The sequence below is a fragment of the Candidatus Hinthialibacter antarcticus genome (assembly GCA_030765645.1).
Classification (GTDB): domain Bacteria; phylum Hinthialibacterota; class Hinthialibacteria; order Hinthialibacterales; family Hinthialibacteraceae; genus Hinthialibacter; species Hinthialibacter antarcticus.
Genome location: JAVCCE010000007.1, coordinates 82,280 through 95,693, shown reverse-complemented (window position 1 = coordinate 95,693; position 13,414 = coordinate 82,280). Strand labels below are relative to the sequence as shown.

Here is a 13,414-nt window from a genome sequence, read left to right as displayed (position 1 = left end):
TTTTACGCCTTTACATCTGATCGGTTCAGCGCGCCCGAAGTGGCTCAGCGATAAATACGATTAATGTCTGAGTCAGGACAGGTCGCTACGTTACACACTAAACGTCTTTGATCTTCATGTTGGCTTTGTCCCACTCCACGCGGCGTCCGGTGGTAAATGAGACGGTGCCCATGTTTGAGATGACCGCGCCGTCGAAGCCGTGCTGCACGGTGCAGTTCGGGGTTTCGCGGGTTTGCATGCACTCGACCCAGTTTTGCATGTGGGTACGGACGGCGAGGTTGACTGCGTCGCCGACGTTGCGGCCAAATTTCATTTCCTTATAGGTCAATTCGTTATCAGGCCAGATATGCGTTGGTTCGGGCCAGACGTGCAGGCGGTGATGAGTGATGACTTCGATGGCGCCCTTTACGCCGCAGAAGCGAACGCCGTAGTCGTCAATAGGTTCACCTAACAACTTCATTTCGTCCATAATGTCGAGCGCGTCGAGGGCGTCGCCCTGGTCGTCTTCGTCAAGATTATCAATGCGGTAGTTCATGGCCATCTTGAGGTCGTGGCGGCCAATGTTGCTGAAGCGCGAGTTGTAGTTCAACTGGAAGCCTTCCTCGAATTCCATGACGGAACTCCAGGTGTCAGGCGTGGTGCGCCCATCGTCCCAGCGGTAGATGCCGCCAGACGCGACCAATGTTTTGGGGATGCCAACGTCCATGGTGCAGCAGATGGCGTCGACTTGGTGAACCATCAAGTCGCTGCCGATGCCGTTCGAGTAATCGAAGTAGCAGCGCCATTGGAAGTAGCGTTCTTTGTCGAAGTCGTGTTTCTTGGCGTCATAGTGGAACTCGTCCCAGTTGATCGAGTCGGGCGAGGCGTCTTCGGGGATCGCATAGCGCCAGGCGTGACCGACTTGGTCGGGGCGGAAGTTGCGGTGCCACCAGCCTTCACAGTACGTGACGTCGCCAATGTCGCCGTTTTTAATCATATCGCGGGCGTCATAAAACAGAGGCACGCTGCGGCGTTGGGTGCCAACCTGGACGACTTGTTTGCTGCCTTTGCAGGCGTTCAAAACTTTTACGCCTTGGGCGATGTTCTGCACCATCGGCTTTTCGCAATAAACGTCTTTACCCGCTTGGACGGCGTCAATCAATTGCACCGCGTGTTGGTGTTCGGGGGTGGCGATGATGACCGCGTCGACGTTCTTATCTTCTAATAATTTTTTGTGGTGGTCGTATTGAGCGACTTTGCCTGCGCGATCAAAGGCGTCTTCATTCATTTGTTCGCCCTTGAGTGCAGCGCGTTCGCGCCAGCCTTTAAAAATATCCGCCGCTGCAGTGTATTGGATGGGCAGTTCTTCGCGCATGGCGACTTCTGTCAGCATCTGCATTAAGTAACTGCCGCGCTGGCCGGGGCCGATCACGCCGATGCGGATGACGTCGTTGGCGCCCATCACATTGATGGCGGGGCCGGCAATCGCCGCAGCGCTGGCGACGGCTGAAATCTTACCGGATTTGTTGAAAAATTCGCGCCGGGTTAAATTCGAGTCAGACATTCTATTTCTCCCAATAAATTTCGTATGATGTTTCCCTACGGAGAGTATCGTAAGGCAAGTCGTATGAGCTGAAACCAATTATACAGAAGCGGCTACTTGTGAGTAAGGTAGGCGAACCGCTTCCACACGCCTAATCGCAATGGTTTTGCCAATCGGCGCTGGTTTGCAAGCCGTCGGCTTTGTAGAATTCGACGCCGCTGTCAGGCGTTAGATCAACGACCTTGTCGATCAGTTGCTGACGCTCGTCTTCGCTCATTCCGGTATAGGAACGGGCGAGGTCAATTTTCTCCTGCATTTGTTCTACCGAATTCGGCCCGGTTACTAACACGCTGACCGGCATTGACCACACAAAATGGATCGCCTCTTGAACACTCATGCGCGTCGGGCATATCTTGGGTTTCGGCCCGTTTTGGAACCAGGTGGTTCCACCAAAAAAGCCGCCGCAGGCCAGCGTCTTCATGGCGATGACGCCAAAATCGCGGGGGACCAGTTCGGGCAGGACGCTTCGGATAAAACTACCGTAACTCGGGTCGGCGCAATTGATCGGCATTTGGCAGGTTTGAAATATGTCGGTCTCACCGAGTACGCGCAGGTGGGCGGCGGGATCTCGGTGTCCAGTAAATCCGATGTATCGAACCTTGCCTTCATCTTTCGCTTTAACGAATTCCTCTAACACGCCGTGAGCGATGCGGTCGTCGGCGTCGTCGGCGGACATCACCTGGTGCATCTGCCACAGATCGAGGTAGTCGGTATTCAGCCGCCGAAGCGTGTCTTCGAGTTGTTGGCGTACTTTGGCGGCGGTATTGAGTTCGGCCTTTGACATGATGAAGACGTGTTCGCGGTATTTCGGAGTGAGGAAGCGTCCGTATCGTTCTTCGCTTCTGCCACCGCCATAGGAATGGGCGGTGTCAAAGAAGCGTACGCCGCCCGCCAGGCTTGTCTCGATAATCTCTTGGGCGCCGCTTTCATTAAATTGCGAGTCAACGTGGGCGCCGCCCAGCCCCAACATGGTGACGTATTCATCGGTCTTGCCCAGGCGCCGTTGAGGCAGAAGGTCGCCCAGTATGTCAGAATCTTGAGCATTTGCCTTTTGGGGCAATGAAAGCGCTGATGTCATTGCTGTAAGTGAATGTAGAAATGAGCGTCGATTGAACATGGTGATTTTCTCCTCCAACCATAGTAGAGGATTCAAACAGGAATTCATATATCAGTTATGTAGGGGCGCAACGCGTTGCGCCCGAATCCCCCCGGCGCCAAAGACGCCACCCCCTTAATGTAAAGGGGGGCATAAACTTCATTGGTCATGGGGAGGGCGAACCTCCTGGTGAGCCGGATAATACCGAAAGTTTGCTCCCTCTCCCCACTGGGAGAGGGTTGGGGTGAGGGCTTGGATATCGTTTTTATAATGCAAAAATTAAACCCTCATCCTAGCCTTCTCCCAGAGGGAGAAGGGATATGTTGCGGCGCATTGTGGACGGCTCGGCGGGAGCCTCGCCCTCCCCGCCCGCGCCGAGATTTTCTTGTCTCGAATCCCCCCGGCGTCTTTGACGCCTCCCCCCTTAATAAGGGGGGCGTTTACCTCGACGGCATTGGTTTCATAATCACCTGGGGGGATCACGGCAGCCCTATAGTTTGGCTCGCGCCAGCAGCCCACCGAATTGTTGTCTGAATCTGGATTTTCAGGATGAAAGGATATTCAAAATATAATGCCGTGTTAATGGAACGCCGTTGTCCACAACGGCAATGTATGCGCGTATGGACGCGCGCGCTCCGAAGGCGCTTTGGAATAACAAGCCGTGAGCATACAAACCCAGCCGCAACTCGCCTACAATTCCAACCAGAATGAAACAAGACTCCTTACTCCGCTCAACCAGTTTATTTAGTATCGCGACCTTTATCAGCCGCATTCTCGGTTTGGTTCGCGATGCGTGTATTTCAAATTTTTTCCCGCTTTCAGTACAGGCCGCGTTTTGGATTGGGTTTCGCATCCCCAGCACGTTTCGCCAATTGTTCGCCGAAGGGGCGCTTTCTGCTGCGTTTATTCCACTGCTGACCCGCGTTCGAGAGAGAGAAGGCGAAGAAAAAGCCCGGGAAGTGAGTTTTGCCGTATTTAACTTGCTCTCGATGGTGGTTACGTTGGTGACGTTGGCGTGCATCGTTCTTGCGCCCTATTTTGTTCCGTTGTTTCTCGATTTTCCTGGGCAAGACCCGTCAAAAGATGCGCAGGCGGTGCAGGCGACGCGCATTATGTTTCCGTTTCTGATTTTTATTGCGATGTCTGCGTGGTCGATGGGCGTGTTAAACACGTATCGCGTTTTTTTTGTCCCTGCGTTGGCGTCGGCGTTTTTTAATATCAGTGTAATAACTGGCGCGTTGATCGCGTGGCGATATCATGGACAGGTAAATACGATTGCCGTGCTTGGCGGTTCCGTTATCATCGGAGGGTTTTTGCAGTACGCAGTACAAATGGGCCCCTGTTGGAAACTCGGTTATTTTCCGCCGAGGGGTATCTCGCCGTTTCATCCTGCCGTGCTGCAATTTTTAAGAAACTTGGCGCCGAGCATTTTTGGTTTGGCGATTTATCAATTTAACGCCTTGATTACGCAAACCTATTTTGCTTCAAAGTACGGCGATGTCGGGATTAGTTCCATCACCTATGCGCACCGCTTGATTCAATTTCCGCTAGGTCTTGTCGGCGTTGCATTGGCGACGGCTTCGTTTCCGCGCATTGCCCAATATCTCGAACAGGACCGAAGCGAAGACGCGGCGCGGACGTTAACAGATGTGTTGAAATATTTGCTATTATTGATGCTTCCAGCGGCGGCGGGGTTGATCGTGATGGGACAAGATATTATCGGCGTGATCTTTAACCGCATCGAATTTTTATCCAATGGCTTATTGACGCCAACCTACGAACTGTTGATTTTTTATTGCAGCGGATTGTTTTTTTACGCGACCTTCGGCGTGATGGTTCGCACCTTTCAAGCGCACCACGATTTTCGCACGCCAGTGATAACCGGTTCGATCGGCGTGGCGGCGAACATTGCCCTGTGCGCCTATTTTTCGACGTTTCTTGGGTTGTGGTCGATGGCGCTGGCGTCATCATTGGCGAGTATGATTAACGTGACCTTGCTGCTGATTTTGATTCGGCGCAAAATGCCGACCTTGCGTTATACGCCGCTTGTTTTCTTCGGTATGAAGTCGCTTACGGCTTCGATTGGCATGGCAGGGGTTTGTTGGCTCTTTTGCCAGATGTTTCCTCCCGCTGAAGCCAAATTTTTGATGTATCTTGTGCGTACGCTCATTGGTTGCGGGTTGGGCGTCATCACGTTCTTTGGCTTGGGGTGGCTGCTGTTCCATGATGAACTTCTCAAACTGGTTCGAAGAAAACGATAAGCCGCCTTCGATAAGTTCAACTTGCATGTTTCATAAATAAATTGTAAGAAAAACATATAGAATCCGACACATAATAGATTCCAAATCTTTGCGAATTAAACGATTGCATTGAATTTGGAAGGAGGTTGAAAGATGGCGCTTAAAAATTCGACGATGCTGCCTTTGGGGACGCTGATGCCCGACTTTTCGCTGCAAGACACCGACGGCGAATATGTCTCGGCGGGTGATTTTCTCGATGCGAAAGCCGTGCTGGTGATGTTTATCTGCAATCATTGCCCCTATGTGGTTCATGTCCGCGATGAGATCAAGCAAATTGCGGAACAATACCAAGCGAAGGGCGTCGCGGTCGTTGGCGTTTCAGCGAACAGCATCCAGACCCATCCGCAAGACGGGCCGGACAAGATGAACGAAGAAAAAGCGGCGGTGGGCTACACGTTCCCGTATTTATATGACGAAACCCAAGACGTCGCCAAAGTATTTCGCGCTGCGTGTACTCCTGATTTTTATGTGTTCGACGGCGGTCAGAAATTGACGTACCGTGGTCAACTCGACGATAGCCGACCCGGCAACGACCAGGCTGTCACCGGCGCCGATTTGCGCGCTGCGTTAGATGCTGCCTTGGCGGGTAACGAACCGCTGGTCGATCAGCGCCCCAGCGCAGGCTGCAACATCAAGTGGCATCCCGGCAACGAGCCGGACTATTTTTAAGTAAACTTAAAAGGTGAATGATGAACCTGCATATAAAGTATTGTATTCTCCCACTCGCATTCATGCTGTCCGGCGCCGTTTATGTCGATGGCCTTGAGAACCTGATTCATGCGCATTCGCATAATGATTATGTACATGAGCGCCCCTTGCTGGATGCGCTGGACAGTCAATTCTACAGCGTCGAGGCGGATATTTATCTGGTGGATGGCGAAATCATCGTGACACATGATCTGCCCGATTTCGAAGCCACGCTGAAGAAGGATTATCTCGACGTATTGCAAAAGCGCGTTGATGAAAACGGCTCCGTGCACGGCGACGGCAAGACCTTTCTCTTGTGGCTTGACGTGAAGCGCGGCGGCGATGCGTTTCAAACCGCGCTGCAAAAAATGTTGGAACCGTATTCAATGCTCTCGTCCTACACGGACAACGGCGCCAAGCAAGGCCCGGTCACGATTGTCTTGACCGGCGATGCGAAATTCAAAGAAAAATATGTGACGTTGCCTTCGCGCAAAGCCTGCCGAGACAGCAATTACTACAGCGTTGATGATCCGATAGCGGATAACGGTTGGATGTGGTATGCGGTGTCGTGGGGGCGTCTTTTCAAATGGACAGGCAACGGGCCTATCCCTGCGGATGAGCGCGAAAAACTTCAAACCGTTGTCGATGACATGCACGCGAAGGGACGAAAAGTGCGTTTTTACGGCGTCCCTGACAAACCGGTGTATTGGCGCCTCGCGATGGAAGCGGGCGTTGATTTAATCAACACCGATCATATTCCAGAACTGCATGACTTTTTGAAAGCATATAAGGCAAATAAGGCAAAATAGTTTGACCGCATCCTGAATTCGCATCTCGCATAGTTGGCGCCGCAGCTATTTTTTTGCCAATTGAACATCTTCGATACAATGCAGGAATCCGCCCCGACAGGGGCTTTCGAGGTGAGTGTTATGGCGTCTTCAACGCCGCGTTGGATGCGAATTGGGCTTTTTATGTTGCTGAGTGTTGCGGTTCTATACGCCAGCGCGACCCTGATGAATCGCTGGCTATTTAACATGGGGTTTGGCGGCGTCGCCATGGCGGGCGCAATGGACTTGAGCGGAAAACTTGACGCGCCCGAACTCGACGGCGGCCTGGGTTGGCTCAATGTTGACAAACCCGTCAGCATCAATGACCTCAAGGGCAAAGTGGTCTTGATCGACTTTTGGACGTACTGCTGCATCAACTGTTTGCACGTAATCCCCGACCTGCAAAAACTCGAAAAAAAATACCCCAACGAACTGGTCGTGGTCGGCGTCCATTCCGCTAAATTCAAAAATGAACAAGATTCAGAAAACATCCGTCAGGCGGTTTTACGCTATGGCATCGAACACCCCGTCGTCAACGACGCGCAGTTCAAAATCTGGACGAAGTACGGTGCGCGCGGTTGGCCCCATCTTACTGTCGTCGATCCCGAAGGCAAAATCGTCGGTACGCTGTCCGGCGAAGGGCATTACGATTTGCTGGATGAAATTATCAGTGGACTGATTCGCAATCATAAAGACATTATTAATACTCAGCCGTTTCCCGTCTCGCTCGAAAAAGATAAAAAAGCGCCGACGGTGTTGGAGTTCCCCGGTAAGGTGTTGGCGGACGAACAGAGCCAACGCTTGTTTATTTCCGACTCGAACCACAATCGCATCGTGGTTTCAACTCTCGCAGGAAAAGTGCTTGATATCGTCGGCGGCGGCGAACCCGGTTTGAAAGACGGCGGGTTTCAAGATGCGCAGTTTAATCATCCACAAGGCATGGCGCTGGACGGCAACGCGCTGTACGTCGCCGATACGGAAAATCACGCCATACGAAAAATCGACTTTGATGCGCGAACAGTGGAAACCGTTGCGGGCGTTGGCAAGCAGGTTTATGCGCGACGCGGCGGCGATGCGTTAAAGACGGGCTTGAATTCACCCTGGGCGCTGGTGCAGCGCAAACCCGGCGGGCCGATTTATATTGCGATGGCGGGGCCGCATCAGCTGTGGGTGCTCGATCTCGCCAAGCAAACGGTGAATCCATTCGCAGGGACCGGACGCGAGGGCATTGTCGACGGCGTGATATCCAGCAGCGAACTGGCGCAGCCCAGCGGCATGACCACTGACGGCGTCAATCTCTATTTCGCCGACAGCGAGGTTAGCGCGTTGCGCAAAGTGAACATGCAAACCGCGCCGCCGCGCGTCGAGACGCTCATTGGGACCGGGCTGTTTGACTTTGGCGACATCGACGGACCATTTAGCAAAGCCCGCTTGCAGCATGTGTTGGGCGTCGCTTACAAAGACGGCAAGGTCTACGTCGCCGATACATATAATCATAAAATCAAAGTCGCCGACCTCGCGTCCAAGCGCTTAGACACATTTGCTGGAACCGGCGTTCCCGGCGTGGGTGACATCAACCAGCCGCAGTTTTATGAGCCCAGCGGCGTTAGCATCGCCGGCGACAAACTGTTCGTCGCTGATACCAACAATCATTCCGTGCGCGTGGTCGATTTAAACACGCGGCAGGTCGCGACGCTGAACCTCAATCTTTCCGATTGGATGAGCAAGCAGGTCAAGCCCGAATTTGAAGTATTTGGCAAACCCGAAGTGGTTGTCTATGACGCGAAGACCTTGGGCAAAGACGGGCGCGTTGAAATTGCGTTTGAGTTTCCTGAGAAATTCCATTTCAATTCTCTCGCCAAGCCGATGGTGCAACTGCGGGTCACGGGCCGCAATAGCGAATGGGTCAGCCCTTCGATGGAAGCGAACGTTCGTGGAGATTCGCTCGAGTTTATTGTGGATTACGCCAACGTAGACGGCGCCGAGCTGCTGGAGGCCGCTGTCACGTTTTTCTATTGCCGCGACGACAACCAGGGGCAGTGCCTGATCGGTTCGTTTGTGCTGCAAGGCCCGATCTCGTCCCGCCAGGGCGGAGAATTAAAACTCGAATATAAACCCCGCCCGCCACGGTCGTGAGTCAAAATGTAAAGACGTAACATCACAACCGCATTGGTCATCCAACATTGAAAACGGTGGGTTAAGAACCCACCCTACAACTCCGCGCTTTTGGAATTAATTCCCTCACGCCGGGTCTTGCCATTGATACCCAGGGTCGTGGCGCCAGTCGGTAAGGGCGTCGGTCCATTGCTGGGTGCGCTTGCGTCCTGCTTTTAACAGAAGCGTATCGTTCTTTAATGCAAGGTTGTGAGACTCTTGTGGATCCCTGCTGAGGTCAAATACTTCTTCATATTCATCTGAAACGTATCGGGTGTATTTCCAGTTATTAAACCGAACGCCCATCGTATCCGCGATGCGTCCTTTGTGGGTGTATGCGTGTTCATAAAACCAATCCTTGCGCCAGGGCGATTTGGGATTATGAACCAACTGCTTCAAACTACGCCCTTGAACGAACGACGGTATCTCAACGCCAGCGTAATCCAACAGCGTTGGCATAATGTCGATGTTCAGCGACATGGCTTCGATGCGCTGTTGCTTTGGCTTGCGCGGATCAAAGATCAACAGCGGCGTTCGGATCGACTCCTCGTACATTAACCATTTGCCTGCAAGCCCTTTTTCGCCAAGAAAGAACCCATTATCAGACGTGAAGATAATGACCGTGTTGTCTGCCAGTCCTTGTTTTTTCAATGCCTCCATTACGCGTCCCACTGTGCGGTCGACGCCGGTAATGAGGCGATAATAGTCTTTGACATTTTCTTGATACAGTGCATTGGTCGAGAAGCGCCGCTTCCACCGCATAACGCCTTCGGTGTGTTCCGCCTGCAAAAATTTCGGCAACTTTTTAAAATGATCGGGCGTCCCTGTTTCAGGCTTTAAGATCACATCGTATTTATATAAATCGTCATAGGCCGGGTCGGAGCGAAACGGGTTCGGTTGGCTGTCTAACACATGCGGCGCTTTGGTGCTGATCGCGAGACACAGCGGTTTTTCTTGCGACGCGTTGCTGATGAAATCGACCGCATCGTCGCCGATCATACTGGTCAGATGGCGCGGTTTTCCATCGACAACGTGTTCATATTTTCCTTGCCCGGGAAATCCATTGAAGAAATCAAACTCGCTTTCAGGCAAGGCGCCGCCGAGTCCCCACTTGCCGATGAACGCCGTGTAGTAACCGCTCTTGCGCAACAGGGCGGGGTAAGACCAACGGAATTTCTCATTCGGCATGGGTTTGCTGAAGTCGGTAATGGCGTGCGAGCGTTCGTACAGCCCTGTCAGAATCGACGCCCGGCTGCTCATACAAATCGAGGTGGTGCAAAAGTTATTGGTGAACAATGCACCGCGTGAAGCCAGTGCATCAATGGTAGGCGTCTGAATGACCGGGTTGCCCATGCAGCCCAGCATATCAAAGCGCTGGTCGTCTGTGAGAATGAAAACCAGATTAGGGCGCTTGGTTTCTGCGGCGAAAAGTGCGGGAGAACAAAGAGCGGCGGACGCCGCCAAACTTTGCTTGATAAAGGTTCTGCGCATTTGGTTGATTGCCATACAAAGGTCTCCCTAATCGTGATGGTATATTCATAACAAGAATTGAATTGAACCGAAAGGCTATTTGAGAATAAAAAATGCGACGATGCATGGATAAATTTTTAGCGATCTATTTTTTGCCTATTTTGCTCGCTTTCGCTTCCGTCATTCAATCGAGTTTGCATAATAGATAAAATCATCGTTCGTAACTCACCTGTACCGTAGGGGGTGCTTTGTATGAATGAGTCAAACGCCAGCGTCGTCATCGGCGTTGTGCACGAAACCTTCCCCGAAGAAAAGCGCGTTGCGCTTACGCCTGACGTTTTGCCTTCTCTCATTAAATCCGGCGCGTCTATTTTGATTGAATCCGGCGCGGGGACCGCAGCGGGATTCTCCGACGCTGAATTTGAAGAAAAAGGCGCGAAGATCGCCGCGAACCGCGACGACGTGTTCGCCCAAGCGGATGTGATCGCGCAGGTGCGTTCTTTGGGCGCGAATTTAGAAGCGGGCCGCAGCGACTTGGATAAAATGCGCAGCGGACAAACTATCATCGGAATGATGGACCCGCTGTCTGAACCCAACGCCGCAAAAGATTTGGCGGGCAAAGGCGTCAACGCGTTTGCATTGGAACTTATGCCGCGCATTACCCGCGCCCAAAGCATGGACATCCTTTCGTCGATGGCGACGGTCGCAGGATACAAAGCGGTGTTGATGGCGGCCAACCATCTGCCCAAAATGTTTCCCATGATGATGACCGCCGCCGGAACCGTTACGCCCGCCAAGGTGTTTATTGTCGGCGTCGGCGTGGCGGGGTTGCAGGCGATTGCAACCGCCAAGCGTTTAGGCGCGGTGGTTGAAGCGTACGACGTTCGCCCGGCGGTCAAAGATCAAGTCAAAAGCCTCGGCGCTACCTTTGTGGAGTTTGACCTTGAAACCGAAGGCTCCGAAGACAAGGGCGGCTACGCCAAAGCGCAGAGCGAAGAATTTTATCAGAAACAACAGCAGATGATGAAAGACGTCGTGGTGCGTAATGACGTGGTGATTACCACGGCGGCGATTCCCGGACGCAAGGCGCCGATTCTCGTCACTCGCGATATGATTGAGGGCATGGCGCCTGGTTCAGTGATTATCGACTTGGCGGCGGAACGCGGCGGCAACTGCGAAGGCGCCGAGCCGGGACAGACGGTTGATATTAACGGCGTTTCGTTGATGGGGCCGCTCAATCTTTCATCAACCATTCCATACCACGCCAGCAAGATGTTTGGAAAAAACGTCGCGACGTTCTTAAAGCACTTAATCAAAGACGGCGCGTTGCAACTCGATCTCGAAGATGAAATTACCCGCGAAACCTTAATCGCGCAAAACGGCGACGTGCCTCATGCGCGGCTTCGTGAATTGCTGGGCCTTTCCACAGAAGGGAGCGAAACCTAAATGGAAATTCTCGTAACTGGACTCACCATTTTCGTTTTAGCCATTTTTATTGGATTTGAAATTATCACCAAAGTGCCTCCAACGCTGCATACGCCGCTCATGTCAGGCTCAAACGCCATTTCAGGAATCACATTGATCGGCGCCATTTTGGCGTCCGGCGGCGAGCATGAGTTATTGACGACGGTGCTTGGTTTTTTTGCTGTTGTGTTCGCGACCATCAACGTGGTCGGCGGATTTTGGGTCACCCACCGTATGCTCGAGATGTTTAAACGAAAATAATCAGCGTCGAACTACCATAGGATAATTACTATGCGCGAATCAATCATCAATCTTGCCTATTTGCTGGCATCCATTCTTTTTATTATGGGCCTGAAAGGGCTGACCCACCCCCGCACCGCCGTACGCGGCAACATTCTTGGCTCGTTGGGAATGTTACTCGCAATTGTGGTTACGTTATTTGACCGCAGCGTGGTGAATTTTGAAGTCATCATCGCTGGCGTGATCGTTGGCAGCGTCATTGGCGCTGTGCTCGCAGTTAAAATTCAGATGACGGCCATGCCGCAATTAGTGGCGTTATTCAATGGCTTCGGAGGCGGCGCGTCCGTGTTTGTGGCGGGCGGCGCACTGATGATGCTGGGCGCGACCAGTATGCAGATGACGGTTTCTACAGCGTTGTCAGGAACCATTGGCGCCGTGACTTTTACTGGGAGCCTGATTGCGTTCGCTAAATTGCAGGAACTTTTGCCGGGCAAGCCGATCCGTTTTCCCGGCGTTCAATTTGTGAACCTCGCTTTACTGGTCCTCTGTATCGCTTTGACCGTCTTGATGGCGATGCCGAATGCGGAATCAGTTTTTCAGTATTATTGGATTGTTGTTATTGCCGCATCGATATTGGGCGTCTTGTTCGTTTTGCCGGTTGGCGGCGCCGACATGCCAGTTATTATTGCGTTTTTGAATTCCTGCTCCGGCCTTGCGGCTGCGGCGACCGGGTTTGTGCTCAACAATAATGTGTTGATTGTCTCCGGTTCGCTGGTTGGCGCGTCCGGCGTGATTCTGACCGCGATTATGTGCAAGGCGATGAACCGCTCGCTGGCGAATGTCTTCTTCGTTGGTATGGGCGACGGCGGCGGACAGACGATGGACCGCGATGAATATTATGAAGGCAAAGTCAAAGCGACCTCGGCGGACGAAGTCGCGATGTTGATGGAAACCGCCCAGCGCGTGGTGATCGTTCCCGGCTACGGCATGGCGGTGGCGCAAGCGCAACACGCGGTGCGAGACATCACCAACCTGCTCGAAGCGCGCGGCGCGGTCGTCGAGTTTGCTATTCACCCGGTCGCGGGGCGTATGCCGGGCCACATGAACGTCCTCTTGGCTGAAGCGGATATTCCGTATGACAAACTGAAAGAGATGGACGAGATCAACCCCAGTTTCGCCAACACCGACGTGACGCTCGTCATCGGCGCCAACGACGTTGTCAATCCGTTGGCTCGTACGGACCCTGATAGTCCAATCGCGGGCATGCCGATTTTAGACGTCGATAAATCGCGCACCGTGGTTGTCGTGAAACGCAGCCTCAGTCCAGGCTTCGCGGGATTGCATAATCCATTATTCAAGATGGACAACTGCCTGATGCTCTTCGGCGACGGCAAAAAAGCCATGCTCGATCTGGCGACGGCGTTGAAAGAAGGATAAGCATCTCATTAATGCGTATTGTTTGATAAAAGATAAAGTACCATCAGGCGGGCGATTTCGTCCGCCTGATTTTGTTCACGGGCCGAGGGGCAAAAATAATTGAATTATTATTTCTTTCCTCGCGTCCTTTTTGTACAATGGGTTTGTAAGTTATTTT

Annotated in this window: 10 protein-coding genes; 7 read left to right on the top strand and 3 right to left on the bottom strand. The window is 52.6% G+C overall.

All coding sequences use genetic code 11. The annotated features are described in order from the left end of the window. Positions 1-97: 97 nt before the first annotated feature. Both P9L94_01990 and P9L94_01985 read right to left on the bottom strand, forming a co-directional pair. Positions 98-1,543, bottom strand: a complete 1,446-nt coding sequence (locus P9L94_01990; protein ID MDP8242822.1) for a Gfo/Idh/MocA family oxidoreductase — start codon at positions 1,541-1,543, stop codon at positions 98-100. A 130-nt stretch (positions 1,544-1,673) separates the two neighbouring features. Next, positions 1,674-2,699 carry an aldo/keto reductase gene (locus tag P9L94_01985; GenBank protein MDP8242821.1) on the bottom strand — a complete coding sequence of 342 codons (1,026 nt, stop codon included), beginning with the start codon at positions 2,697-2,699 and terminating at the stop codon, positions 1,674-1,676. A gap of 686 nt (positions 2,700-3,385) precedes the next feature. Between P9L94_01985 and murJ the strand changes: the two genes are divergently transcribed. The 4 genes from murJ (at position 3,386) to P9L94_01965 (ending at position 8,628) form a co-directional block, all read left to right on the top strand. Then, entirely contained in the window at positions 3,386-4,939 is a 1,554-nt protein-coding gene (murJ, locus tag P9L94_01980) for a murein biosynthesis integral membrane protein MurJ (protein ID MDP8242820.1), read from the top strand. 132 nt (positions 4,940-5,071) lie between these two features. Then, the gene (locus P9L94_01975; GenBank protein ID MDP8242819.1) at positions 5,072-5,647 is read left to right on the top strand and encodes a thioredoxin family protein; all 576 of its coding nucleotides are present in this window, start codon (positions 5,072-5,074) and stop codon (positions 5,645-5,647) included. A gap of 17 nt (positions 5,648-5,664) precedes the next feature. Then, the gene (locus tag P9L94_01970) at positions 5,665-6,474 is read left to right on the top strand and encodes a hypothetical protein (GenBank protein ID MDP8242818.1); all 810 of its coding nucleotides are present in this window, start codon (positions 5,665-5,667) and stop codon (positions 6,472-6,474) included. 120 nt (positions 6,475-6,594) lie between these two features. Further along, on the top strand, positions 6,595-8,628 hold the full coding sequence (locus tag P9L94_01965; GenBank protein ID MDP8242817.1) for a thioredoxin-like domain-containing protein: 2,034 nt from the start codon (positions 6,595-6,597) through the stop codon (positions 8,626-8,628). A gap of 105 nt (positions 8,629-8,733) precedes the next feature. Here P9L94_01965 and P9L94_01960 read toward each other — a convergent pair whose 3' ends face one another. Continuing rightward, entirely contained in the window at positions 8,734-10,152 is a 1,419-nt protein-coding gene (locus tag P9L94_01960) for a sulfatase (protein ID MDP8242816.1), read from the bottom strand. 216 nt (positions 10,153-10,368) lie between these two features. On the opposite strand from P9L94_01960, the gene P9L94_01955 reads away from it, so the two are divergent. Genes P9L94_01955 through P9L94_01945 form a run of 3 tightly spaced genes read left to right on the top strand, consistent with a single transcriptional unit; the run spans position 10,369 to position 13,257 of the window. Next, the gene (locus P9L94_01955) at positions 10,369-11,562 is read left to right on the top strand and encodes a Re/Si-specific NAD(P)(+) transhydrogenase subunit alpha (protein MDP8242815.1); all 1,194 of its coding nucleotides are present in this window, start codon (positions 10,369-10,371) and stop codon (positions 11,560-11,562) included. After that, the gene (locus P9L94_01950; GenBank protein ID MDP8242814.1) at positions 11,563-11,841 is read left to right on the top strand and encodes an NAD(P) transhydrogenase subunit alpha; all 279 of its coding nucleotides are present in this window, start codon (positions 11,563-11,565) and stop codon (positions 11,839-11,841) included. It begins immediately after the preceding gene. Between the two features lie 30 nt (positions 11,842-11,871). After that, positions 11,872-13,257, top strand: coding sequence for an NAD(P)(+) transhydrogenase (Re/Si-specific) subunit beta (locus P9L94_01945; protein ID MDP8242813.1), 1,386 nt, complete (start codon positions 11,872-11,874; stop codon positions 13,255-13,257). Positions 13,258-13,414 lie beyond the last annotated feature (157 nt).

Bases quoted from the DNA above. Each gene is read 5' to 3' on its own strand.
- P9L94_01990 (MDP8242822.1), bottom strand. From the start codon at position 1,543: ATGTCTGACTCGAATTTAACCCGGCGCGAATTTTTCAACAAATCCGGT.
- P9L94_01985 (MDP8242821.1), bottom strand. From the start codon at position 2,699: ATGTTCAATCGACGCTCATTTCTACATTCACTTACAGCAATGACATCA.
- murJ (MDP8242820.1), top strand. From the start codon at position 3,386: ATGAAACAAGACTCCTTACTCCGCTCAACCAGTTTATTTAGTATCGCG.
- P9L94_01975 (MDP8242819.1), top strand. From the start codon at position 5,072: ATGGCGCTTAAAAATTCGACGATGCTGCCTTTGGGGACGCTGATGCCC.
- P9L94_01970 (MDP8242818.1), top strand. From the start codon at position 5,665: ATGATGAACCTGCATATAAAGTATTGTATTCTCCCACTCGCATTCATG.
- P9L94_01965 (MDP8242817.1), top strand. From the start codon at position 6,595: ATGGCGTCTTCAACGCCGCGTTGGATGCGAATTGGGCTTTTTATGTTG.
- P9L94_01960 (MDP8242816.1), bottom strand. From the start codon at position 10,152: ATGGCAATCAACCAAATGCGCAGAACCTTTATCAAGCAAAGTTTGGCG.
- P9L94_01955 (MDP8242815.1), top strand. From the start codon at position 10,369: ATGAATGAGTCAAACGCCAGCGTCGTCATCGGCGTTGTGCACGAAACC.
- P9L94_01950 (MDP8242814.1), top strand. From the start codon at position 11,563: ATGGAAATTCTCGTAACTGGACTCACCATTTTCGTTTTAGCCATTTTT.
- P9L94_01945 (MDP8242813.1), top strand. From the start codon at position 11,872: ATGCGCGAATCAATCATCAATCTTGCCTATTTGCTGGCATCCATTCTT.